The organism is Bombilactobacillus sp. ESL1097, from assembly GCF_058107205.1.
Map to the genome: position 1 here is coordinate 729,134 of NZ_JBYLUB010000001.1, position 25,547 is coordinate 754,680.

The following is a 25,547-nucleotide window of genomic DNA, read 5'->3' on the forward strand; positions in this document are numbered from 1 at the left end:
TTTTGTTTGGTCTTAAAGGCACTACAAATGATGGGTTTTAAGTCTTTTGCAGACAAAACAACGCTTCATTTTGATGAAGGCATTACGGGGATTATCGGTCCCAATGGTAGTGGTAAGAGCAATCTCACCGAAGCTATTCGTTGGGTAATGGGTGAACAATCACCCAAAAGTTTACGTGGCGATAATATGCAAGATGTTATTTTTGCGGGCAGCGCCACACGAGCGCCGTTAAATCGGGCAGAAGTGGTGCTCAAGTTTGATAATCGTGATCGGCAATTGCAATTTGACCATGATGAAGTACAAGTTACTCGGCGACTATTTCGCAATGGTGAGAGTGATTTTTTGATCAATAACCGTAAAGTTCGACTCAAAGAAATTACGAATTTATTCTTAAGTTCCGGCTTGGGTAAACACTCTATGGCTATCATGTCGCAAGGTAATGTCGAAGCTATTTTTAATAATAAGCCACAAGATCGTCGGTTTATTATTGAAGAAGCAGCTGGTGTCGCTAGTTTTAAACTAAAGAAAAAGCAGGCGCAGCAACAATTAGAGCAGACTGATGACAATTTACAGCGAGTTAATGACATTGTTACTGAGTTAGCAAGACAGGTGGAACCACTCAAAGAACAAGCCAGTCTGGCTCGTGATTATCAAGAGCAGCAAGCCAAGTTTAGTCACCTGGAACAACAGGTCTTAGCAATTGAGATTGCCGATTTGAATCAAAAGCAAACCACATTATTACAAAAAAGACGATCTATCAAACAACGCTTGGCTGATATTAGTCAACGCTTGACGACCACTAATCAACAAGTTAGTGAAAATAATCAAGCTCAAGAACAATTAGCTTTGAAATTGGACCAAAAACAGGTGCAATTGACGCAATTAAGTCAAAAACTGACGGAAACTAAAGGCCAAGCTACCCTCCACGCCGAGCGCTGGAATAATAGTGATGCTCAGTATCAAACATTGCAGCAGCAACAAGAAGATTTACAGCAACAACAGCAGCTTGCGCAAACCCAAATCGCCAATTTAACCACTGCTGAGCAAAACCTGCAAACTAAATTGGCTGCTTTGCAAGCTACTTTGCAACAAAAACAGTCCGATTTAAAAACGGATCCCCAACAAATTCAACAAACTGTGACCGACTTACAACAGCAACGTGTTACGAACTTGCAACAGCAAGCAGCATTGACTAAGCAGTTGCAGTTTCAAACAGAACAATTGCAGAAAAGTCAACAACAGCTCCAGGTTGTCACTAAAACAGTAGCTGAACAACAAGCTGCTGGTCAAACCCAACAACAACACTTAACGCAATTAAATGCGCAAGTTCAACAACAGCACCAACAGTTAAAAACACAACAGCAAAGTGTTCAGCAAGTGACGTTAAAGTACCAGCAAACGCAGCAGCAATTACAAGCAGCTCAAAATCAGTATTATCAACAATTACGAACGGTGCAACAAGTTCAAGCTGAGTTAAAATCGCTACAAAAAATTCAACAACAACACCAAGGTTTTTATCAAGGTGTACGGGCAATTTTGGCAGCCCAATTAAGTGGTGTCATTGGAGTTGTAGCAGAGTTAATCAATGTTCCAGAAACTTATCAAGTGGCCATTCAAAGTGCTGCTAGTTCAGCTTTGCAGTCGATTGTTACGACCAATCAAGCTAGTGCGAGGGCTGCGATTGACTATTTACGGCAACATCGGCAAGGACGGGCTACTTTTTTACCGCAGACGGTGATGAAAAGTCGGAAGATCTGGCCTGAACAGTTGTCAGCTTTACAAGCGTTAACTAATTGGCAGCTAGCGAGTGATGTGGTACAGATTAATCCTGATTTACAAAATATCGTGGATTACCTTTTTGGTAATTTAATTATTGTAGATCAGCTTAATACAGCAACGAAAGTTAGTAACCTATTGCAACATCGTTACCGGGTAGTGACGTTAAAAGGTGATTTGATTAATCCAGGCGGATCAATGACTGGCGGGCAAGTCCGCGCCAATTTAGCTATTTTGGGGCAAAAAGAGCAAATCAAACATCTCGCACAATCTGTTCAAAGTTCACAAAAACAATTAGATAAAAGACAACAGCAAGTGCAAACTTTGCAGCAAGAAGTGCAATTGGTCAGTGATCAAAAAAAGACACAAGAACAACAGTTACAGCAGTTGTTGCCTAAACAACAACGATTAGAAAGTGATTACCGATTACACCAGCAGCAATTCCAACAACACCAAGGCCAATTAGCGGACTTTAAGCAACAACAACAAGCTTTAGCACAGCAAATTCAGCAGTTTCAACAACAAGTAGCTGCTAGTCGTCAACAATTACAGGACTTAGCGCAAACGTTGCAACAAATTGAGCAAAACAGTCAACACCAGCAAGCTTTAATTCAAAATTTGGACCAACAAAAGAGTTCTTTAGCGCAAACATTGCAAACGACGAAAACACAAATCATTGTCACAAAAAATGATTTGCAGAATCAGCAGAAAGAATTGCAGCAAAAACAGCAGTTGCAAGCAGACTTACAAACAAAACTTCAGCAACTGCAACAAGAACAGCAGCAACTACAAGTTACACAGGATGATTTTGCTCAGACCAAGCAAGATTTACATCAGCAAGTTACGCAGTTAACGCAAAAAGTGCAGCAATTACAACAACAAATTACGCAATGCCAGCAGCAACGCGAACAGCTTCAACAAACTTCTCAAGAGTTAAATCCCTTGAATCAGCGCCTAGTTGGCTTGCAACAGCAGGCAATGGATGAGCAAAGTCAGTTGTCGGTGCAACAAGCTGAAATAAAACAACAATTACAGCAGCGTTTGAAACATTTGGAGCAAGATTACCACCTCAGTTTTGAGGCAGCCATGGCAAAAGTGCCAGCTAATTTTGATTTAACTCAAGCACAAGATCAAATGCGACTCCTACAACAAGGATTAACGGATTTAGGGACAGTTAATTTAGCAGCCATTGCCGAATACGATCAGGTTAAAGACCGGTACGAATTTTTAACACAGCAACGTGCAGACTTAAGGGCCGCACGTCAGCAGTTAACAACCACAATGGGTGAGATGGATCACGAAGTCAGTCAACGCTTTGCAGCCATGTTTCAGCAAGTTGCGGCGGCTTTTGAACAAATTTTTCCGCGGATGTTTGGTGGTGGACATGCCAAACTAGTGTTAACTGAGCCAGATGATTATTTATCTAGTGGTATTGAAATTATTGCACAACCGCCGGGAAAAAAGTTGCAACGAATGAGTTTGCTGTCTGGTGGTGAACGAGCATTAACTGCTATCACTTTGCTATTTGCTATTTTGCAGGTTAAGCCCGTGCCGTTTTGTGTTTTGGACGAAGTGGAAGCATCCTTGGATGATGCTAACGTGTTGCGCTTTGCTAATTTTTTACAGCAATATGATCAAGCAACACAGTTTATCGTGATTACACACCGTAAAGGAACAATGCTCAAGGTAGATCGCTTATACGGAGTAACGATGCAAGAATCCGGAGTTTCTACGATATTAACCGTTAAATTAGAACAGAATGGAGTTGAAAACATTCATGGGATTGTTTGATTTATTTAAGAGAAATAAAAAAGCTGTAGATGATGAAAAAGCCGAAAAAGCCGAAAAAGCCGAAGCTGAACAACCATTAGATGATGCCAAAGAAGTGGCGCCAACTGCTGACAATCTAAAACCAGCTGCTGCAGAGCAATCAGCTGTAACTGACGCTAGTGATGCACCAGAAGTAACAAGTCAAACTGTGGAAAATCAAACAACGGAAAATGCTGAACCAGAGGACAAGAAAGCTCAGATTGAAAACGATACTGCAGAGTCTGATAGCGAGCAGCCCGAAGTTGCTGCTACTTCTGCTGTTTCTGAAACTGCTGATTCCATTACTTCAGAAACAACCGCAGCGTCTTCTAATGCAGAGTTAGCGCCCGCAACTGATGAGGAGACAGATTCTCAGGAAGAAGAATATAGTCAAGGTCTGCAAAAAACTCGGCATACTTTTCGGGATAAATTTAATGCATTTATGGCCAATTTCCGGTCAGTTGATGAAGACTTTTTTGATGATTTAGAAGATTTGTTAATTCAATCCGACGTTGGTTATGAAATGTCGTTAAAGATTTCTGATGCCTTACGCGAAGAAGTTAAATTACAGAATGCTAAATCGAAAGCGGAAGTTTCGCGCGTTATTATTCAAAAAATGGTTGAATTATATCGGGCAGATAATCATAAATATGATTATCAACTGAATTTGGACTTTCAGCGCCCATTAAATGTTATCTTATTTGTGGGAGTTAATGGTGCTGGTAAAACGACGACAATCGGTAAGTTAGCTGCACGGTTGAAACAGCAAGGACACAAGGTATTATTAGCTGCCGGTGACACTTTTCGCGCCGGGGCGATTGAACAATTACAAGCCTGGGGCCAAGCGACAGGGGTTACTACCGTTGCTAAAAAAGCGGGCAGTGATCCTGCCGCGGTAGTTTATGAAGCTTTGCAAAAAGCACAAATGGAAAACTATGATGTGCTACTGGTAGATACTGCCGGTCGGTTACAGAATAATGCTAATTTGATGAAAGAACTAGAAAAAATCAAACGGATTATTACGCGTGAATTGCCAGATGCACCACATGAAGTTTTATTAGTCGTTGATGCAACCACAGGTCAAAATGCGCTGAGCCAGGCTAAGCAGTTTCAAAAGGTGACGCAAGTAAGCGGGTTGGTCTTAACCAAATTAGATGGTTCATCGCAAGGTGGCATTGTTCTGGCAATTAATGATGAGTTACAGATACCGGTTAAATTAGTGGGCTTAGGTGAAAAAGTGAGTGATTTGCGGGACTTTGACCCAGAGCAATTCGCACAAGGTTTGTTTAGCCGCTTATTGGATGAAGCTGATGAATGATAATTTAGCGCAAAAAAATTATGTTAATGTCTTGTATAGTTTTTACCAACCATTGCTAACGGCTAAACAAGATCAGTATATGCAACTATATTATGGTGATGATTTTTCGTTAGGGGAAATTGCTCAGAATTATCATGTCAGTCGACAGGCTGTTTATGATAATTTAAAACGAACAGTTAAAATTTTAGAAAAATATGAGCAGAAGTTACACTTGTGTCAAGAATTTCAAAAACGGGAAACCTTATTAGCACAATTAGAGCAAATTATTCAAACTGATTATCCACAGGATCAAGCTTTAAAAACAATTTTTCATAAATTGCAGCAGTTAGATGTTTGATAAAAAAACAAGGAACTGGTAGAGGAGATAAATATGGCTTTTGAAGGATTAAGTGAGCGGCTCCAAAAGACGTTTGCCAAATTACGCGGCAAAGGTAAAATAACTGAAAATGATGTCAAAGAAATGATGCGTGAAGTGCGTTTGGCATTGTTAGAAGCCGATGTTAATTTTGATGTCACAAAGACTTTTATTCAAACGGTGCGCCAACGAGCCATCGGTAGTGAAGTCTTGGAGAGCTTAACTCCTGCACAACAAATCATTAAAATTGTTAATGAAGAGTTAACTAAAATTATGGGTACCGAAGCGGTTGCTTTAAATAAAGCAGCCAAAATTCCGACAGTAATTATGATGGTTGGGCTGCAAGGTGCTGGTAAAACGACTTCGGCTGGTAAATTGGTTAAGTATCTACAAGAAAATAATCATGCCCGCCCCTTGTTAATTGCCGCTGATGTCTATCGCCCTGCTGCGATTGAACAGTTGAAAACTATCGGTCAACAATTGACAGTTCCGGTTTATGATGAAGGTACAGACCAAAATCCGGTGTCAATTGTGGAACACGGTCTCCAACAAGCTCGTGAGCAAAAGAATGATTATGTCTTAATTGATACTGCTGGGCGCTTAGAAATTGATGACCAATTAATGGATGAATTGAGTCAGATTAAGGCAGTTGCGCAACCCAATGAAATATTGTTAGTTGTGGACTCAATGACTGGACAGGCGGCAACGCATGTGGCCGAAGGATTTAATGAACAGCTTGATATTACCGGTGTGATTTTGACTAAGTTAGACGGTGATACTCGTGGTGGGGCGGCTTTGTCCATTCGTTCAGTCACCGGTAAGCCCATTAAATTTATTGGTTCTGGTGAAAAATTAGATGCACTAGAGGTTTTCCATCCGGATCGAATGGCTGATCGTATCTTGGGCATGGGCGATATGATGACGTTAATCGAGAAAGCCCAACAAGAATACGATGATAAACAAGCGGTTGAGTTAACACGCAAAATGCAGGAGAATTCGTTTGACTTTAATGATTTTATTGATCAAATGGATCAAGTGCAAAAAATGGGTCCAATGGATGAATTGATGAAGATGATTCCTGGCATGGCGAACAATCCGGCTTTACAAAATGTGAATCTTGACCCGAAAGATATGGATCATTTAAAAGCAATTGTTTATTCTATGACGCCTGCTGAACGCCAAGATCCCGAATTATTAAATCCATCACGCCGCCGCCGCTTAGCAGCAGGCTCTGGGCGACCAATTGTTGAAGTTAACCGCATGATTAAGCAATTCAAACAGATGCAAACCATGATGCAAAAAATGTCCAAGGGTAATTTTGCCGGCATGGATCAACTAATGGGCGGCGGTTTACAAGGCAAGCTGGGCAAAATGGCCATGGGTTCCATGGTGCGCCATAATAAAAAACGTAAGAAAAAGCGTCTAAAAAAAGTTAAACGATTCAAATCTTAAAAGTTGCTACTTGTAAAGAAAAAAAGCTTTACACTATTATAGAAAACGAGTATACTATTGAACGTTAAGTTAAGAAGCTAAATTTATGGAGGAATTTAATTATGGCAGTTAAAATTCGGATGCATCGTATGGGAAGTAAACGTCGTCCTTTCTATCGAATTGTGGTAGCTGACTCAAGAGCACCACGTGATGGTCGTTTTATTCAACAAGTTGGTCATTATAACCCATTACACAAAGAAGATTTAAAATTAGATGCTGATTTGATTTTGGATTGGTTACAAAAAGGTGCCCAACCTTCAGATACAGTACGTAACTTGTTACAAAAACAAGGCATTATGAAGCAATATCATGAATTGAAATTAGCTAATAAGAAAGCTAAGTAGTTTTAACAAAGATGGAAACTGACATTGTAACCTTAATTAAAGCAATTGTTTTACCACTAGCGAATGATAAGGATCAAGTTCAAGTTCGCGTTGAAGATGAAGCAGATTGTTTGGTTTATGAATTATCTTTGAGTACAGCAGATGCTGGACGGGTCATTGGTAAACAAGGTCGCGTAGCACAAGCAATTAGAACGATTGTTTATTTAGAAAATGATCAGAATTCAAAACGAGTTAAACTAAATATTGTACCAATTACTACTGATTAATATGGTGGGTGGCTGCAGCTAAAAGTTGCAGCCATTTTTCAAATTAAGGTTTAAAAGTGCCGGCAATTTAGCACTTGTCATGAAGTAAAGGAGTTATTAATGACCCAAACAGACTATTTACGTGTTGGTAAAATCATAAATACCCACGGTTTAAAAGGCGAAGTTAAAGTGCAAGCTTTAACGGACTTTGCGGACGAACGCTTCCAACCTGGTCAAACTTTATTCATTGAAACTGCACCTGATCATTATCAATCGGTTCAGGTGACTAGTGCGCGGATTCAGAAGAACTTTTGGCTCATTCAATTTGCGGAAATTAAGGACATTGAGAGTGCACAAAAAGTTCAAACGCATGAATTGTGGATTGATGCGCAACAATTGCAACCATTACCCGATGGTCAATATTATTATAAAGATATTATGGGCATTACAGTTTATGATCAAAAGCGGGGGTTACTGGGATCAGTAGTGGATATTTGGAATTTAGGTCCGAATGATATCTGGGTTATTCAAGGTGCGAAATACGGCGAAATTTTGTTACCCATTCTCAAAGATGTGTTGGTGACGGTTGATTTGTCAGCGCAACAAGTGCAAGTCAATTTACCAGAAGGATTAATTGATGAAGATTGATATTTTAACGTTGTTTCCTAAAATGTTTGCGGCACTGGATGAGTCACTTTTAGGTAAGGCTCAAGAAAAGGGATTAATTGACATAAATATTTGCGACTTTCGGCAATACTCTGAAGATAAACACCATCATGTTGATGATACCCCCTATGGTGGTGGTGCCGGAATGTTACTGCAGCCTCAGCCTTTTTATCGGGCCATGGATGAAATTAATCAAGCAGATCCTGCTCCCAAACGGGTCATTTTATTAGATCCCGCGGGGCGCAAGTTTGATCAAACGGCGGCCCAAGAGTTGGCCCAAGAACAGCATTTGGTTTTTTTGTGCGGTCATTATGAAGGCTTTGACCATCGCATTGAAAAGCTGGCGACGGATAAATTTTCGATTGGTGATTTTGTCATTACTGGTGGTGAAATGGCAGCCATGTTAATGATTGATGCTACTGCGCGCTTTGTACCAGGAGTTTTGGGGAATGGCCAGTCGGCATATAGTGATTCGTTTACCGATGAATTGTTGGAATATCCCCAGTATACACGGCCAGCAGAGTACCGCGGGATGAAAGTTCCTGACATTTTGTTAAGTGGTAATCATCAAAAGATTGCCACTTGGCGGCATCAACAAGCCTTAAAGAAGACTTATCAAATGCGACCAGATTTATTAGCCAAAGCACAATTGAGTCCGGAAGATCAGGCTTTTTTGCAACAATTAAAAGCAGCTGATGATTAAAAGTTTCAAAAATAAAATTTTGTGTTATAATCTAATTTGTGTGATTACACGACAACAATATTCCGCTGAACTGTTATTAAGTTTAAGAGTATTAGTATAAAGGAGAGATTTATATGGGTATGAAGAGTCCCTTAATTGATGTTGTAACGAAGTCCCAATTACGTGATGATATTCCTGATTTTCGCGCAGGAGATACTGTGCGGGTTTCTGTTAAAGTTGTCGAAGGTTCTCGGGAACGGATTCAGTTATTTGAAGGTGTTGTAATCAAGCGTCGCGGTAGTGGCATTAGCGCAACTTATACTGTTCGTAAAATGAGTAGTGGTGTTGGTGTTGAACGGACATTCCCATTACACTCACCACGAGTTGCTAAAATTGAAGTAATTCGCCAAGGTCGCGTTCGGCGTGCTAAGTTGTATTACCTACGTAACCGTCGTGGTAAGGCTGCTAGAATTGCTGAAAAGCGTCGTTAATAAATTAAAGATTAACTATCAAAGCACAATCTCTCTTGATTGTGCTTTTTGATAACCATAAAAAAACTAGTATCGAAAAAATAATTTTTCAGTACTAGTTTCTTAAGTTTAATCTTAAAAAATATCTGACCGGTATAAACCGACTACCTTGCCTAAAATAGTAACATTAGTCAAATAAATAGGAGCAAAATCTTCGTTTTCCGGTTGTAAACGGAATTGATGGGTTTCTTTATAAAATCTCTTGCAAGTGGCCTCATTATCATCATTCATGGCAATGACAATTTCACCATTTTGCGCGGTGTTTTGTTGACGAACAATAACTTGATCACCATCTAAAATACCAGCATCTTGCATGCTACTGCCGTGGATGGTTAACATAAAGAGTGGTTGATTTTCGTTCGCCAGATCAGGTGGTAACGGAAAGTATTCAGCATCAGCTTCTTGGATTGCCAGCGCTGGTTGGCCCGCAGTAACGGTTCCTAAAATAGGAATGCGCGTGTTAGGAATATCTAGTTTGTCTAAACCAGCAGTCGTTAACATCAAGGCGCGGGGCTTAGTGGGGTCGCGTTCTAAAAAGCCCCGAGTCTCCAAGCGTTCTAAGTGACCGTGAACGGTAGAAGTTGAGGATAGGTTCACAGCTTGACCGATTTCGCGAACAGTGGGCGGATACCCGTGTTCTTGTTGTTGATCATAGATAAATTGTAAAATTTCCAGTTGTTTAGCACTGATTGGTTGACTCATAACGCCACTCCTAGTAAGTTTAAACTAAGATTAGCATAAGTTTGTAGTAGTTTCAAATTGACATTGGTTGAAAGGAGAATTTGATGGCTGAAATTAATGAGAATAAAAAACAAACGGAATTAATTCAACGGATTAACACTTTAGCACACAAACAAAAAAATGAGGGTTTAGATCCAGAGGAAAAACGGGAACAAGCAGCTTTGAGACAAGAATATTTGGCTAATTTTCGTTCCGGCTTAAGAGATCGGATTGAGCATACGAAGTTATACGATAAGGCTGGTAAAGAAGTTACGTCGAAAAAAGTGCGTCAGATTCAGCGCGAACAAGGCTGGCGTGAAGATTAAATTGTAATTTAACCACAATTAGTGGGAATGACTATGCTATAATTAAAAAAGTGGCTACAGTATTAATAAAGAAGTTAAGAGAGCATGATCAGAATAAAATATTCGTCTAAATTGACGAAAACTTATTTTGATCTCGGCTCCAAAATATTAAAAAATTTATTGTTATTGTAGTATTGCTAGTTAAATCTTAAAAGATAAGTCAAGGGTGGATGAATAATGTTAGTGACAGTTCTAGTGGGAATAGTAATGTTGATTGTCGGATTAGTTGGTGGCTTTTTCGGAGCACGTGCTTATATGAAGAAGTATCTGCAAGACAACCCACCTATTTCACCAGATATGATGCGGCAAATGATGGCACAAATGGGTCAAAAACCATCACAAAAGAAATTAAACCAAATGATGCAAATGATGAAAAACCAATCCAAAAAAGCATAATGAAGTCAACTAATTTAAAACTTCAAATGCTCTGCTAAATAATCACAGCAATGATTACAGCTAAAGCGCTGATTTTAACTATTACTAGTTAGAATGAGTGCTTTCTTTGTGTTGAAATATTAAAAATATTTGTTAAAGTTAAAATAAATTAATAAAGTGCAAACGTGAGGTTTTATTGTGACAATATTCAAAAAATTGAATTGGTTTTTTAAAGAACAAAAAAAGCATTATTTAATTGGTATTATGTTTCTGATTTTAACAGCCATTACGAATCTAATTATTCCCCAAGCGATTGGACGCTTTTCAGATTGGGTGAATCAACACCAGTTGACTTGGACCAAAACCATTTGGTTGTTACTCATTGTAGCAGGTGCGGGGCTTTTGCAATATCTGTTTCGGTTTGGTTGGCGCCGCGAAATTTGGAGTGGTGCGGCACAATTAGAGCGCCAATTACGTAGTCGTTTATTCTGGCATTATTTGAACATGGATGACCCTTTTTTTAAGCGGCATCGCATTGGCGATCTGATGGCACATGCGACTAATGATATTTCGGCTGTACAAAATGTTGCTGGTTCAGGGATTTTAACTTTAGCTGATTCGATCATTACTGGTGGTTTAACGATTGTAGCGATGGTTTGGTTGGTTGATTGGCGTTTGACGTTAATTGCCGTTTTGCCGTTACCGTTGTTAGCCATGATGGCGCGCGTTTTAGGAAGCAAGTTACATTATCACTTTGCTCAGTCGCAAGCAGCTTTTTCACAATTGAGTAATAAAACACAGGAAAGTATGACCGGAATTAAAGTCATTAAAACTTTTGGTCAAGAACACGAAGATATTGCCGATTTTGACCAAAAGGTTGAGCAGACGATTCAGATTAATCGACGGGTGAACTTTATTGATGCTTTGTTTGATCCCTTAACAGGTTTAATCATGGGCTTGACGTATGTGATTACGATTATTTATGGTTCACACTTAGTCCTTAATCAGGTGATTACAATTGGTCAATTAATCACTTTTGTGGGTTATATCAATGCGTTAGTGTGGCCGATGTTTGCGATTGGGCGCTTGTTCAATATTTTGGAACGCGGTAATGCGAGTTTTGATCGCATTCAAGCGATCTTAAACGAAAAATCAGCCATTATTGATTCCAATGTAGGCCAGACTCAAGTAACTGGTGGCCAACTGCAAGTTGATTTACAGAGTTTTACTTATCCCGACGGGTCTGTTCCTTCATTACAAAAAATTAAGTTTGACTTGTTACCTGGACAGACGTTAGGCATTGTGGGGCGGGTTGGCTCCGGTAAAAGTACTTTGATTAAACTTTTGTTACGCCGGTTTGATCAGTACCAAGGGCAAATTACTTTGGGCGGTGTGGATATTCGCCAGTACAGTTTAGATACTTTATTAAAAAATATCGGTTATGTACCCCAGACGAGCTTCTTATTTTCAGCTACAGTGCAAGATAATATTCGTTTTGGCAATAATCACAGTCCTCAAACTGCAGTCAAAAAAGCGGCACTGGCCGGCGCGATTGATGCGGATATCCAAGAACTAAGTGCGGGTTATCAAACTTTAATTGGTGAAAAGGGTGTTAACCTGTCTGGTGGTCAACAACAACGTTTAGCGATTGCTCGGGCGGTGATAGGACAGCCACGGATTCTGGTGTTTGATGATGCTACTTCCGCACTGGATGCTAAAACTGAGGTGCAAATTAATCACAATTTACGACAGTTACGGACACAGCAGCAATCGTTAATTATTATTTCCCAGCGTCTGCGGAGCGTGATGGACGCTGATGAAATTTTAGTTTTACAACAGGGGCAAATCCAACAACGCGGTACGCACCAACAACTCATACACCAACCGGGTTGGTATCAAGTCATGTGGCGACGGCAGCAAATGAATTATTAGGAGCTAAGATTAATGTCTGAAGTGAAACAAAAACAAGTCATATCTGCCAAAGAACAACATCAGATTGTATGGCGATTATTAAAATTTGCTGGCAAGCATTATTGTTCGTTTATCATTGCGGCCTTAGCAGTGACATTACAATCAACGATGAATATTTTGTTGCCCAAATTCTTACAATATTATATGGATCATTATTTGACTCGGGCTACTCTGACGCAAACTATCATTATTGGTTGTGCTTTACTTTACCTGTTAGGGGTAATTCTGCGCTCCATTGGGCAATTAGTTACGACGTTTGCCTTTAATATGGGCAGTGAGTATATGCTAGAAGACTTGCGGCGGGCGTTGTTTGCTAAATTACACCAACTAGGGATGAGTTATTTTGATCGGGTGGTTCCCGGGGCGATTGTGTCGCGCGTTAATAATGATACAATGTCCATTTCGGATTTTATGCAGGTCTTTTTATCAGGGATGATCGGAGTTTTCTCCATTATTGCGGCCTTTATTGCCATGTGGGTCACTGATTGGGTAACCGCATTAGTCGTCTTAGCGTTTGTACCGCTATTGTTATTGACGATTAAACTTTATAATAAGTATAGTTTGGCGGCTTATCGGTATATGCGTAATAAACTAAGTGAAATTAATACGCGAATCAGTGAAACTATTCAGGGCATTCAAATTATTCAAAATTTTCGCCAACAAAAGCGGACGCAACAAGAATTTGAAACGACAAATAGTCAATATTTGAAAGCGCGCCAATCCATGATCCGCATTAATTCCTTATTATTGTCACCAATTGTCAATTTACTCTACACACTGGCATTAGTTGCAGCTTTAGGGCTTCTAGGTTTCAAAGATCATATTGGGATTTTGCAGGCTGGTGTAGTATATGCGTTTACCACTTATGTGAGTCAGTTTTTCAATCCTATTACTAATTTTATGGATAATTTATCCTTTTTCCAAGATGGAGTAGTTGCTGGTAAGCGCGCCTTCAAAATCTTAGATAGTCAAGAATATGGTCCCCAACAGTTATTACCTCATCGTGGCACTATTACGCAAGGAGCGGTGGAATTTCGTCACGTGAGTTTTGCTTATCCCAATGGGCCAGAAGTTCTGCATGATGTATCGTTTAAACTACAGCCGGGTGAGAGTTTGGGAATTGTAGGCCAAACAGGTAGCGGTAAAAGTACGATGATCAATATTTTATTACGCTTTTATGAATATGGTTCGGGGCAAATCTTGATTGATGGTTATGATCTGAGGCATTTACCACTAAAGCAAATTCGGCGCCAGATAGGCTTAGTCTTACAAGACTCGTATTTATTTTATGGGACGATTAATTCGAATATTCGCTTATTTGATCAAGCAATTACGGATCAACAAATTAAACAAGCCGCTCAATTAGTTCATGCTGATGAATTTATTGAACAATTGCCCCAAAAGTATCAAACTCAAGTGACGCCGGGGACCAGTAGTCTCTCGGCTGGGCAGCGGCAATTATTGTCCTTTGCCAGAACATTAGTGACGGATCCGACAATTTTAGTTTTAGATGAAGCAACTGCTAATATTGATACGGAAACGGAAGAGCAGATTCAAGCTGGCTTAAAGAATTTGCGTGCGGGGCGCACGAGTATTGCGATTGCTCACCGCCTGTCAACGATTAAAGAGTCGACGCAAATTATTGTGTTGGATCATGGGCGGATTGTCGAACGAGGTAATCATGAGCAATTATTAAAACAACACGGTTCTTATTATGAGTTGTATCAATTACAAGAGAGTGAAAGTTTGTCATAATAAAAAATCTGCCAGCAGGTTGATTAGGCTGACAGATTTTTTTGCAAGAATTATTGCTTTTTAACTGGGGGCACGTATTGAAAATGAGGATCGATAGAATGATCAATTTGTTGCCACGCTTGACTCATTTGTTGGTTAACGAGTTCAGTATTTTCTTCGTTAACTTTGAGAGTCCGTGGGATAGTGATAGGTTCCCCAAATTTGATAACACAACGTTGTCGTTTTAAAAAGCCCGTGAATTTGACTGGACCTTGGTAGACAACTGGCACTAGTGGCTTCTTAGACAATTTGGCAATTAAGACCGCACCGCCTTTTAATTGGCTGGAGTAACGGGTGCCAGAGGGAAACATAATCAAACTGAGATTGCGCTTGTTCAGATCTTTGACAGGTGTTTTAATAGTTGATGGTCCCGGGTGCTTGCGGTCAACCGGAAACGCATTGGCGTGCTTGAGAATAAAGGCTAAAAACGAGTTTTTAAATAATTCTTTTTTGGCCATAAAAGCACAGGGAGTAGGGCTAACAGCTAAGGCAAACAGGAGCGGTTCCCACCAGGTACGATGTGGGGCCACCATAATGTAAGATTCATTGGTCGGTAAATTTTCCCGGCCTTCATAGCGTACGTGACCATTCAGCAACCAGACAATAAAGCGAACAATTGGAACCATAAATTTATAAAACATAATTTTACCTCAAATATTAATTTTCAAATTTATTATAGCAAAAGGAAACATGTGATGACAAAAACCTTCGAACGAATTCCCGGATTTGACTTAGATTTAATCCAAGACACCCAATTATACCGCAGTTCCATTGACTCGGTTTTATTAGCTAATTGGATTACTATACGCAATGCCCATGTTGTAGTTGCGGATTTATGTAGTGGCAGTGGCATTATTGGCTTGTGTCTAGCTAAGAAATACCAAGTAACGACTTATTTATTAGAATTGCAAACAGCATTGGCGCAGTTGGCGCAACAGTCGATTCAAAAAAATCAGTTGCAAGAAAACGTACACTTATTTAACACAGATATTGCTGCCGCTTTAGATTATGTGGAACATGATAGTTGTGATGTTATTAGTTGCAATCCGCCGTATTTTGCTAAGAAGGATACGCCAACTTTAGGTAAATCGCGCTCGCACAATATTGCGCGGCACGAATTATTCTTTTCGCAAGAGTTATTGGCACAAGTTGCCAGTCAACTTTTAAAAGATAACGGCAGTTTGTATATTGTTTATCGGCCAGATCGGTTATTAGAATTGCAGCAAGTCTTACAGCAATACCACTTGCCTGTGAAAGAATTACTGTTTGTTTATCCGCACCAAGGGGATTTGGCTAACTTAGTGTTAATCAAATGTCGTAAAACGCGGCGGACGAACGGTTTGAAAGTTTGGCCGGGATTAGTTTTGTATAATTCAGATGGGAGTTACACCCAACAATTACGGGAGTTTGTTCATGAATGAATATAGTGTCTACATTGTTCAATGTGCTGATGGTACATTATATACGGGCATCTCGAATGATGTCACTCACCGCATTCAAATGCATAATGCGGGGAAAGGGGCGAAGTATACCAAAGCGCGCCGACCTGTTCAGTTAAAGTATCAAGAAGTTGTGGGCAATCGCTCCCAAGCTTCCAAGCGCGAATGGCAAATTAAACAATTAACACGCCAACAAAAATGGCAGTTAATTCAAACCAAATCGACAAGTCAAAACGGCTAGTCGTTGAACAGTGAGCAAAAGTTCAGCGGCTAGCTTTAATTTTGGGTAAAATATTTTTAATAAAAATTAAAAAATAATTTACTTAAAAAAACATTATTTCGCAAAAATCGGCAGGAGTTCATCATTAACCAACAAAAAAGCAAAACGATCTTTTTAATTAGTTAAACATGAAATTAATAGTAAAAAATCCATTCTAATTATCATTTAATTAATATGCTATAATTTATTGGAAATTAACTGATTAAGATGTCAAGTAGATCTTGCTGCTAGCTTTAATGAAAACGCTATTAATTATTCGCTGTTATCGGAAGTAATTCAGGGTGGTTGAAGGGCTCACGGCAAATTCTGCATAGATAGTTTAAGCAATGGAGATTACGATGAATAAACAATTTAAATTGCTAATGTTACTAATAGCCTTGTTATTTGCGGGTGGGGGCGCGCGACACACGGTTCATTCTGTCCAATCGACGACGAAGCCGATTGCGGTCATACATAAAAGTGATGATCTGTTAGTTCATCCGCAAAACTTTAGTTCATTAGCGCAAAAGACAACGCCAAATGATCCAAAGCCAGATACACCATCTAAAAAAGTCAAGCCAGTCATCGGTAATTTTATTACCTTAACTGCTCCAGTAAATGGTACAGCGGGTACCTGTTCGTGGACACTTGATACGAATGGTACTTTAACAGTTCATCCAGGGACCTTAGCAACTTACAGTCGTTATTCTAATGTGGATTATGGTTATATGAGGTATGAAGGTGAGAACTGGGTATCTTATTGTTATAATATTAAAGAAGTGGATATTGAACCAGGAGTAGCATTGCCGACAGATAGTAGTTATGTATTTGCTAATTTAACTGCTTGCAAGACAATTACCGGCTTGAATAATTTGGATACCAGTAATGCGACAGATATGAGTTTATTGTTTTATAATGACTATTCTTTAACAGATTTAGATATGACCGGCTTTAACACGAGTCAGGTAATTAATATGTCTGCGATGTTTCGGGAATGCAGCAATTTAACAAGTTTAAATGTGACTGCTTTTGATACTGCTAATGTCGAGAACATGTCGAAAATGTTTTATGATACTTATCAGTTGACGGATTTAAAGTTGAGCAATTTTGTAACGAATAAGGTTACTGATATGTCGCAAATGTTTTACCAGTGTCGTGCTAAGATTATTGATGTAAGTAGTTTTAATACTGATTCAGTTATTAATATGAATCAGATGTTTGGATACGCGACAGATGTTACCAGTTTAGATGTAAGCCACTTTAACACCTCTTCCATAACTGATATGAGTTCTATGTTTTTGTTTTGTGAAAGTTTAACTGATTTAAAACTAACTGATTGGGATACAAGTCATGTTGTTGATATGAGTAAAATGTTTTATTATTGTTCAAATTTAACTAGCCTTGATCTGACGGCCTTTGATACGTCTAATGTACAAAATATGTCTGACATGTTTCATTCCTGTTCCCAATTAAAAAACTTAAATTTAACTAAGCTGAACACTACTAAGGTAACAACGATGAGAGCTATGTTTGCTTATTGCAGCAGTTTGACTAAGCTAGATTTTACGCAAGATCCTAATTTTAGTACTGCCAAGGTGTTAGATATGTCAAAAATGTTTGAAGGCTGCAGCGGCTTAACAAGTTTGAATGTGACCAGCTTTGATACAGCGAGTGTTCATAATATGTTTGAGATGTTTCAGGGATGTAGCAGCTTAACAAATTTAGATGTAACCAAATTTGACACTAGTCAAGTGAATAATATAGTTTATGGCGGTTTTGATTCGGACTGCGGTATGTCTTCGATGTTTGCTAATTGTAGTAGCTTAACAGATTTAGATTTGACTAACTTTGATACAAAACAAGTAACTAATATGTCTTCGATGTTTTCTGGTTGTAGTGGGTTAACGGACTTAGATGTAACGCACCTTGTAACAGATCAAGTAACTAGTATGTCTTCGATGTTTTCTGACTGTAGCGGTTTAAAAGATTTAGATGTGACCCAATTTAAAACGGGTAAAGTAGATAGTATGTATCACATGTTTTATGGCTGTAGAGGTTTAAAGAATTTAGATGTGACCGAATTTGATACAAAACAAGTAATTGATATGTCTGGGATGTTTGATGGTTGTAGTGGCTTAACGGATTTAGATGTGACTAGCTCGAACTTTGTGACAGCTAAAGTGATTAATATGTCTTATATGTTTTCTTATTGTAGTAGCTTAAAAGATTTAGATGTGACTAACTTTGATACAAAACAAGTAACTAATATGTCTTATATGTTTTCTGGTTGCAGCGATTTAAAGAATTTAGATGTGACCAAATTTGATACAAAACAAGTAATTGATATGTCTTATATGTTTTCTTATTGTAGCAGCTTAAAAGATTTAGACGTGACGCACTTTGTGACAAATCAAGTAACTAATATGTCTAACATGTTTTGGAATTGCTATGATTTAACAGATTTAGATGTGACGAACTTTGTAACAGATAAAGTGACCAAAATGTCTGGGATGTTTGATGGTTGCAATGGCTTAAAAGATTTAGATGTGGCAAATTTTGATACTAGTGTCGTTGAAGACATGAACGATATGTTTGCTGGTTGTACAAAATTAACAAGTTTGGACTTGAGTAACTTTCAAACTAAAAATTTAACCGCGTATGAAACGCGACTTATTTTAGATAGGGATAATTCGCTGCGTAAGTTAGTGTTAGGGTCAGATACGATTTTTAAAACGCAATTAGATCAAAGCTTTGTTTATTCATCAAATCTAATTTCACCATACAGTGGAATTTACTTCACTGATGATACGACGGGTAAGACTTATCAGACTTTAGGTGGTTGGCAAGAAGTGGGTACTGGCAGTGATGACTTCCATCCTAATGGGGCAATTTATGACCGAGATGATCTCACTAACTTTTTAGGTACTGCTCGTCCTGCTAAGACAACTCTAGTTTGGCGTAGCCAGTTAATTAATCAACGACCTTCAATTAAACTGGGTGCTGGTGCGACTACTTCGATAAGTATGAACTATTGTCATGATTATCGACAAACTACACCACTACCTGAATTAGACATTTCTGGAACCGTTGCGGATTCAGATAGTAATAATGTGCAATTATATTATGCAATTGATCCAACGACACCAATTACCAACATTGCTGAGGTCACTAATAATTGTCAACCGGTGGGTTCGGCTCTAACTGCAACGGGTGATGATTTAGCTTCTGGGGCTGCTTGGCAACTAGCGTTGACTGACCCGACAGATTTAAAAACGTTAGCTACCCCGAAAGCTGGTGGTCACCAAATCCAGTTTTATGCAGTTGATAGTGGGGCGCAGTTTACGACAGAAAATCCGCAAGTTTCTCCGGCGGCAACCGTGAAGGTAGCGGAGAATAGTTTGGTGCAAATCAATTATTTAGACCAAAGTACGGGGACGCCCGTTCTGGATACTAATGAAGCAGGGCATTCTAAACCAGCGCAAACGGTTGTTGGAACCGTTTGCTCAGATATTCCTACGGCTGATGTCCCACCAGTAATTAAGACTAAGTATCACCGTTATACTTTGCAGTCGACACCGATCACAACTTTTCCTTCCATTGTAACCTCTGATAATCCGTTACTCCAGCCGTATCAAATGAATTTGCAATATCGTTCGGGGACGATGACCATGAAGGTTCCTAATGATTTAGATTTTGGTAAGAAGATTGTCCAGACTTCTCGACAAGTTTATGCATTGAAAGCTAGTGCTTTGGATCAAAAATTGGCGGTTACTGATGATACCGGAGATCCGAGTTGGCAGTTATCATTAGCTATGAAAGATGATTTTAATTATTCTGGCGGTTCTTCCGCGACGGCACTTACGAATATTTTGCAGTATTTAGCTCCTAATCATAGTAGTTTAGCCATTACCAAAGTGCCAACACTGATTGATAGTTATGCTCATTACAACACAACCGTTGATAGCTCGGGCAACGCTGTGACGAATATTTCAGATCGCTGGTGGAATATGGGTCAACAACAAATTGCGGGGCCCCAATTAGATTTACGTAATCCTGCTAATCCCGTGCATGCTGCTAATTATAATGCCACAGTTACGTGGTCATTAGAGAATTCTTTACAGTGATTTGCTTTGTAATGGCTAGCGTTCAATTTATTAGTTGCGTGTGACTTAGTTCTTTAGTATAATAAGTGATTGTATCAAATACTCACGTTGATTTTTGATTTGTTGGTGCACGAAGGTGTGACAAATCAGTTAAAGTTGACGGCGGAAAAACCATGGAGGTTATGGAATTATGTCTGTTTTATCAATGAAACAATTATTAGAAGCTGGTGTTCATTTTGGACACCAAACACGGCGTTGGAACCCAAAGATGAAGCCGTATATCTTTACACAAAGAAATGGTATCTACATTATTGATCTGCAAAAGACTGTGCATATGATTGATGATGCTTACAACTTTATGAAAGATGTTGCTGCTGATGATGGTGTCTTCTTGTTCGTTGGTACCAAGAAGCAAGCTCAAGACTCTATTGCTGAAGAAGCAACTCGTGCTGGTCAATTTTATGTGAACCATCGTTGGTTAGGCGGAACTTTAACTAACTGGGATACGATCCAAAGTCGGATTAAGCGTTTGAAAGAAATCAAGAAGATGTCTGAAGATGGCACATTCGAACGTTTACCTAAAAAAGAAGCTGCTTTATTAGTTAAACAAGAACAAAAATTAGAAAAATTCTTGGGTGGTATTGAAGATATGCCACGGATTCCTGATGTAATGTTTGTGGTTGATCCTCATAAAGAAATCATTGCCGTTCGGGAAGCTCAAAAGTTGAACATTCCAGTTGTTGCGATGGTTGATACGAACACGGATCCAGATGACATTGACGTGATTATTCCATCTAACGATGATGCTATTCGGGCCGTTCGTTTAATTACTTCCAAGATGGCTGATGCGATTATTGAAGGTCGTCAAGGCGAAGAAAACGTTGATTTACCAGAAGAACAAATGGCGCAAGCCGCTGCAAGTGAAGACAATGATGGCGAACAATCCATTGAAGAAGTTGTCGAAGATTCTGATAAATAAGTAAATTTTATTGAATAAAGTAATTTTAAGAAGCTGTAACTGAAGTTTAACCGTTTGAAAACTGTGAGACTTTGGTAAGATAACCGTGAAAGTGTTTCGTTAATGAAACTTTGCGATTCAGCTTCTTTTGGTGTGTATAATGTTAGGAGGACTAGAGATGGCTAAAATTACAGCTGCGCAAGTTAAAGAATTACGTGATAGAACAAGTGTTGGTATGATGGACGCTAAGAAAGCCTTAGTTGCCGCTGATGGCGATATGCAAAAGGCGATTGACGAATTACGTGAAAAAGGTGTTGCCAAGGCTGCCAAGAAGAGTGACCGGATTGCTGCCGAAGGTTTAGCTGCGATTGAAATTCAAGGCAATACAGCTGCCATTATTGAAGTTAATTCCGAAACTGATTTTGTGGCTTCCAATGACAAATTTACCGGCCTAGTTTCCCAAATTGCGAGTGCAATTGCGGAACAAAAGCCTGCTGATTTAGCAGCCGCAACTCAAATTAAGTTGGCTGATGGTAACAGTATTGCTGATGCCATTACGAATTTAACAGCCGTGATTGGCGAAAAGATTACTTTACGCCGGTTTACAGTGGTTACTAAACAAGATAATGAAAGCTTTGGTTCTTATTTGCACAATGGTGGTCAAGTAGCTGCTTTGACAGTGATTGCTGATGCTGATGAAGCAACAGCGCATGATGTTGCTATGCACGTAGCAGCGATTAATCCAGAATATTTGGATCGTTCGCAAGTGCCAGCTGATGTCATTGACCATGAACGCCAAGTTTACACTGAAGAAACGATCAATGAAGGCAAACCAGAAAAGATTGTGCCAAAGATCGTTGAAGGTCGCTTGAACAAGTACTTGTCAGAAATTAGTTTAGCTGATCAAGATTTTGTCAAAGATCCTGACCAAACTGTTGCTAAGTTTGTTGCTTCTAAGGGCGGCAAGTTAGTTTCATTTGTTCGTTATGAAGTTGGCGAAGGAATTGAAAAGCAAGAGAATAACTTTGTTGATGAAGTTATGGGTCAGATTAAATAAAAGCGCGCAGCGCTTTTTTTTTGGCTAATTTTAGGTAAAATTCAGTATTGATTACTGGTTATGGTAAAATGAACCCTAGAAGAAAATTGTAAGGAGTTAACGATGACTGTTAAATATCAACGAATTGTATTGAAATTAAGCGGTGAAGCTTTAGCAGGTCAAAATGGTTTTGGCATTAATCCGCCGGTAATTGCAAATATTGCTCAACAAATTAAAAAAGTTCATGCACTCGGAGTGCAAATTGCTATTGTGTGTGGTGGCGGTAATATTTGGCGTGGAGAAACTGGTGCTGAATTAGGAATGGAACGCGCCCAAGCTGATTATATGGGAATGTTAGCCACCGTGATGAATGGTTTGGCTTTGCAAGATGGCTTAGAAAAAGTCGGCGTTCCCACACGGGTTCAAACTTCCATTGAAATGCGGCAAATTGCTGAGCCGTATATCCGGCGCAAAGCCATTCGCCATTTAGAAAAGCAACGCGTGGTCATCTTTTCAGCAGGAACTGGTAGTCCTTATTTCTCGACTGATACGACTTCAGTTTTACGGGCAGCCGAAATTGGTGCTGATGTGATTTTAATGGCGAAAAACGGGGTGGATGGTGTTTATTCCGCTGATCCGCAAAAAGATCCTTCAGCAGTTAAATATAATGAATTGACCCAACTTGATGTGATTAATAAAAAACTTGGCGTGATGGATTCGACGGCTAGCTCATTATCAATGGATAATGATATTCCGTTAGTGGTCTTTAACTTAAATGAACCGGATAATATTTTACGAGTTGTTCAAGGCGAAAGTATTGGAACAACTATTCAAGGAGGCAAAAATTAATGACCCAAACAATTATTGAACAAACACAAGCTCATATGCAAAAAAGTGCCGATGCCTTGCAACGCGAACTCGGTCAAATTCGCGCAGGTCGGGCGAATGCTAGTATTTTAAATGGTATTAATGTGGAATATTATGGCGCTGAAGTGCCAATTAACCAAGTGGCTTCCATCAGTATTCCAGAGGCTCGGGTGATTTTGATTACGCCGTTTGATAAGTCTGCGTTAAAAGATATTGAAAAGTCTTTGTTAGCTTCTGATATTGGCATTAATCCAGCCAATGATGGCAATGTGATTCGCTTGGTAATTCCACAATTAACTGGTGAACGGCGCAAGGAATTAGTCAAAGAAGTTGGCAAAATTTCCGAAAATGCGAAAGTGGCTGTTCGCAATATTCGCCGTGAAGCCATGGATTCTTTGAAAAAGCAACAAAAAAATCATGAGATTACTGATGACGAAATGCATGATTTAGAAAATCAAGTGCAAAAGGTAACTGATCAAAATATCAAAAAAATTGAGCAGATTACTGATGATAAATCCAAAGAATTAGTAGTTCTTTAACCGATAGAGGAAGATATCAGATATCTTCGTTTAGAACATTAAGAGACTGGAAGAATTGGTTAGCAGTTGCATGAGTTTTGCGTATTATAATAAGTAAAGCCTCGTCTGGAATGACGAAAACTTATTGCGTTCTCGCTTCTTGTTGGAGTTGTTAACTATTTAAGGTATTAATGATCTTAGGTGGCTGAAACCAAGGTTGGTCAGTAAAGTAACCGGATTGACTTTGAGGTATACAATAGGTTAAGTGGTTTTTCGTTGAACTATCTTAACCTAGTTTAATTAGCTGTATAATGATCATTTACCCCAGTCTCTTTAAACTTTATTAGGAGTTTTCAAAATGGTTAATCAAGTTCTACCACGTCATGTAGCAATTATTATGGATGGCAATGGGCGTTGGGCACAAAAACGCGGCTTGCCAAGAATTGCGGGACATCGTGCCGGAATGAATAATTTACAAGTAGTAGCGAGTGCTGCTAGTCAAATGGGCATTTCTGCTTTGACAGTTTACGCTTTTTCGACTGAGAATTGGAAACGTCCTTCCAAGGAAGTACGCTTTTTAATGAATTTACCAATTGATTTTTTTGGAAAATTCATGCCAGATTTGATGAAGAATAATGTTAAAGTGCTTATCACAGGTTTTGTGGAACAGTTACCTGCCAAAACGCGCGAAGTTTGCTTAAAAGCCATTGACCAAACCAAAAATAATACGGGCATGATTTTGAATTTTGCATTTAACTATGGCGCTAGAAGTGATATTGTTAATGCTGTTAAATTATTTGGCCGCCAAGCTCAAGGACATCCTGAGTTATTAGATCAACTAGATGAAAAAATGTTTGGTCAGTATTTGATGACTGCGCAATTAGCCGATTTGCAAGAACCTGATCTGTTGATTCGCACCAGTGGAGAACAGCGGTTATCTAATTTCTATTTATGGGAATTAGCATATTCGGAACTGGCTTTCGTGGATGAATATTGGCCTGATTATAGTGCACAAAATCTACGGCGTGATGTCTTAAGTTTTGGACAAAGAGATCGGCGGTATGGCGGCATAAAACAATAGATTAGGAGTTTATTTTGAAAACAAGAATTATTACAGCAGTAATTGCTTTACTTATTTTTATTCCAATTTTAGTAGCAGGTGGAGTTTGGATTGATGTAGCGGCTTCTGTCCTGGCAGTGATTGGTTTATCTGAAGTTTACATTATGCGTAAACGCATTATTGTGTCCCCTGACTTTTTAATTGGGGCCATCGGCGTGTTACTACTATCTTTGCCCGAAAAAGCGTTAACTTGGTTACCTGATGCCTTTTCACGATTTGATTTGGCATACGTGTTTGTCGCCTTGTTATTAATTTTGACGGTTTTCACCAAAAATAGTTATAATTTTGAAGATGCTGGGACAACAATTTTATCCATGTTTTATATTGGAAATGGTTTTCACTATCTAGCTGCGATTCGTAATTCGGATGCTGGTGGTTTGTCATTGCTCTTATTTGGAATGATTATTGTGTGGGTAACAGATAGTGGTGCTTATTTTATTGGTCGCGCTATTGGTAAACATAAGTTGTATCCAGCCATCAGTCCTAATAAAACCTGGGAAGGTTCGATCGGTGGGGTTATCTGTGCCGTGATTTTTGCCTTGATTTATATGCTAGGTTTTAACCAATGGAATTATATGGACAATGTTCCACATAATATCTGGTTATTAATTTTAATTACGATTTTTCTATCAATTATTGGGCAAGTGGGCGACTTGGTCGAATCAGCTTATAAGCGGTATTATGGCGTTAAGGATTCGGGCAAAATTTTACCTGGTCATGGTGGCATTTTAGACCGCTTTGATAGTATGTTATTTGTCTTACCGTTAATTCATTCGTTGGGCTTCATGTAATCAGGAGGAAGTTAT

24 protein-coding genes are annotated in these 25,547 nt (G+C 39.1%); 22 read left to right on the top strand and 2 right to left on the bottom strand.

The features are described 5' to 3' along the window. Positions 1-6 precede the first annotated feature (6 nt). The 9 genes from smc (at position 7) to rplS (ending at position 9,177) form a co-directional block, all read left to right on the top strand. A complete protein-coding gene (gene smc, locus AC3B6D_RS03590) occupies positions 7-3,567 on the top strand; it encodes a chromosome segregation protein SMC (RefSeq protein WP_489774925.1) in 3,561 nt (1,186 codons plus the stop codon). Continuing rightward, on the top strand, positions 3,554-4,903 hold the full coding sequence (gene ftsY, locus AC3B6D_RS03595) for a signal recognition particle-docking protein FtsY (protein ID WP_489774926.1): 1,350 nt from the start codon (positions 3,554-3,556) through the stop codon (positions 4,901-4,903). The genes smc and ftsY overlap by 14 nt, the downstream gene beginning before the upstream one ends. Then, positions 4,896-5,240 (top strand): putative DNA-binding protein, encoded by a 345-nt coding sequence (locus AC3B6D_RS03600; RefSeq protein ID WP_489757525.1) that lies wholly within the window; start codon positions 4,896-4,898, stop codon positions 5,238-5,240. Before ftsY ends, AC3B6D_RS03600 begins: the two co-directional genes overlap by 8 nt. A 33-nt stretch (positions 5,241-5,273) precedes the next feature. Then, the gene (gene ffh / locus AC3B6D_RS03605; RefSeq protein ID WP_489757526.1) at positions 5,274-6,710 is read left to right on the top strand and encodes a signal recognition particle protein; all 1,437 of its coding nucleotides are present in this window, start codon (positions 5,274-5,276) and stop codon (positions 6,708-6,710) included. Positions 6,711-6,811: 101 nt separating this feature from the next. Continuing rightward, the gene (gene rpsP / locus AC3B6D_RS03610; RefSeq protein WP_489757527.1) at positions 6,812-7,093 is read left to right on the top strand and encodes a 30S ribosomal protein S16; all 282 of its coding nucleotides are present in this window, start codon (positions 6,812-6,814) and stop codon (positions 7,091-7,093) included. An 11-nt stretch (positions 7,094-7,104) separates the two neighbouring features. Beyond that, entirely contained in the window at positions 7,105-7,359 is a 255-nt protein-coding gene (locus AC3B6D_RS03615) for a KH domain-containing protein (protein WP_489757528.1), read from the top strand. Between the two features lie 99 nt (positions 7,360-7,458). Further along, a complete protein-coding gene (gene rimM / locus AC3B6D_RS03620) occupies positions 7,459-7,986 on the top strand; it encodes a ribosome maturation factor RimM (protein ID WP_489774927.1) in 528 nt (175 codons plus the stop codon). Beyond that, positions 7,976-8,707 carry a tRNA (guanosine(37)-N1)-methyltransferase TrmD gene (trmD, locus tag AC3B6D_RS03625; protein WP_489774928.1) on the top strand — a complete coding sequence of 244 codons (732 nt, stop codon included), beginning with the start codon at positions 7,976-7,978 and terminating at the stop codon, positions 8,705-8,707. The genes rimM and trmD overlap by 11 nt, the downstream gene beginning before the upstream one ends. 119 nt (positions 8,708-8,826) lie before the next feature. Continuing rightward, a complete protein-coding gene (gene rplS / locus AC3B6D_RS03630) occupies positions 8,827-9,177 on the top strand; it encodes a 50S ribosomal protein L19 (RefSeq protein ID WP_489757714.1) in 351 nt (116 codons plus the stop codon). 114 nt (positions 9,178-9,291) lie between these two features. On the opposite strand, the gene lexA is transcribed toward rplS, so the two are convergent. After that, the gene (lexA, locus tag AC3B6D_RS03635; protein WP_489774929.1) at positions 9,292-9,918 is read right to left on the bottom strand and encodes a transcriptional repressor LexA; all 627 of its coding nucleotides are present in this window, start codon (positions 9,916-9,918) and stop codon (positions 9,292-9,294) included. A gap of 83 nt (positions 9,919-10,001) precedes the next feature. Here lexA and AC3B6D_RS03640 point away from each other — a divergent pair, with 83 nt between their 5' ends. From AC3B6D_RS03640 to AC3B6D_RS03655, 4 genes are all read left to right on the top strand, one after another. Beyond that, a complete protein-coding gene (locus AC3B6D_RS03640) occupies positions 10,002-10,262 on the top strand; it encodes a DUF896 domain-containing protein (RefSeq protein WP_489757532.1) in 261 nt (86 codons plus the stop codon). A 216-nt stretch (positions 10,263-10,478) separates the two neighbouring features. Next, positions 10,479-10,697: a YneF family protein gene (locus AC3B6D_RS03645; protein WP_489757533.1), complete on the top strand. Its 219-nt coding sequence runs from the start codon at positions 10,479-10,481 to the stop codon at positions 10,695-10,697. 177 nt (positions 10,698-10,874) lie between these two features. After that, positions 10,875-12,608 (top strand): ABC transporter ATP-binding protein, encoded by a 1,734-nt coding sequence (locus AC3B6D_RS03650; protein ID WP_489774930.1) that lies wholly within the window; start codon positions 10,875-10,877, stop codon positions 12,606-12,608. 12 nt (positions 12,609-12,620) lie between these two features. Then, entirely contained in the window at positions 12,621-14,402 is a 1,782-nt protein-coding gene (locus AC3B6D_RS03655; RefSeq protein ID WP_489774931.1) for an ABC transporter ATP-binding protein, read from the top strand. A gap of 50 nt (positions 14,403-14,452) precedes the next feature. Here AC3B6D_RS03655 and AC3B6D_RS03660 read toward each other — a convergent pair whose 3' ends face one another. Further along, the gene (locus AC3B6D_RS03660; protein WP_489774932.1) at positions 14,453-15,082 is read right to left on the bottom strand and encodes a lysophospholipid acyltransferase family protein; all 630 of its coding nucleotides are present in this window, start codon (positions 15,080-15,082) and stop codon (positions 14,453-14,455) included. 54 nt (positions 15,083-15,136) lie between these two features. On the opposite strand from AC3B6D_RS03660, the gene AC3B6D_RS03665 reads away from it, so the two are divergent. The 9 genes from AC3B6D_RS03665 to AC3B6D_RS03705 all read left to right on the top strand — a co-directional run bounded on the left by AC3B6D_RS03665 (position 15,137) and on the right by AC3B6D_RS03705 (position 25,532). After that, a complete protein-coding gene (locus AC3B6D_RS03665) occupies positions 15,137-15,862 on the top strand; it encodes a tRNA1(Val) (adenine(37)-N6)-methyltransferase (RefSeq protein ID WP_489769008.1) in 726 nt (241 codons plus the stop codon). Next, positions 15,855-16,121, top strand: coding sequence for a GIY-YIG nuclease family protein (locus AC3B6D_RS03670; RefSeq protein ID WP_489774933.1), 267 nt, complete (start codon positions 15,855-15,857; stop codon positions 16,119-16,121). Before AC3B6D_RS03665 ends, AC3B6D_RS03670 begins: the two co-directional genes overlap by 8 nt. Before the next feature lie 377 nt (positions 16,122-16,498). Next, the gene (locus AC3B6D_RS03675; RefSeq protein WP_489774934.1) at positions 16,499-20,263 is read left to right on the top strand and encodes a BspA family leucine-rich repeat surface protein; all 3,765 of its coding nucleotides are present in this window, start codon (positions 16,499-16,501) and stop codon (positions 20,261-20,263) included. A 169-nt stretch (positions 20,264-20,432) separates the two neighbouring features. After that, on the top strand, positions 20,433-21,221 hold the full coding sequence (rpsB, locus tag AC3B6D_RS03680) for a 30S ribosomal protein S2 (RefSeq protein WP_489757540.1): 789 nt from the start codon (positions 20,433-20,435) through the stop codon (positions 21,219-21,221). A gap of 157 nt (positions 21,222-21,378) precedes the next feature. Beyond that, a complete protein-coding gene (tsf, locus tag AC3B6D_RS03685) occupies positions 21,379-22,257 on the top strand; it encodes a translation elongation factor Ts (protein ID WP_489774935.1) in 879 nt (292 codons plus the stop codon). 102 nt (positions 22,258-22,359) lie between these two features. Then, positions 22,360-23,085 (top strand): UMP kinase, encoded by a 726-nt coding sequence (gene pyrH / locus AC3B6D_RS03690; protein ID WP_489757542.1) that lies wholly within the window; start codon positions 22,360-22,362, stop codon positions 23,083-23,085. Then, positions 23,085-23,642 (top strand): ribosome recycling factor, encoded by a 558-nt coding sequence (gene frr / locus AC3B6D_RS03695; RefSeq protein WP_489757543.1) that lies wholly within the window; start codon positions 23,085-23,087, stop codon positions 23,640-23,642. Before pyrH ends, frr begins: the two co-directional genes overlap by 1 nt. Positions 23,643-23,979: 337 nt before the next feature. Continuing rightward, positions 23,980-24,702 carry an undecaprenyl pyrophosphate synthase gene (uppS, locus tag AC3B6D_RS03700; protein ID WP_489774936.1) on the top strand — a complete coding sequence of 241 codons (723 nt, stop codon included), beginning with the start codon at positions 23,980-23,982 and terminating at the stop codon, positions 24,700-24,702. Positions 24,703-24,716: 14 nt separating this feature from the next. Further along, positions 24,717-25,532 carry a phosphatidate cytidylyltransferase gene (locus AC3B6D_RS03705; RefSeq protein ID WP_489757545.1) on the top strand — a complete coding sequence of 272 codons (816 nt, stop codon included), beginning with the start codon at positions 24,717-24,719 and terminating at the stop codon, positions 25,530-25,532. Positions 25,533-25,547: the final 15 nt, after the last annotated feature.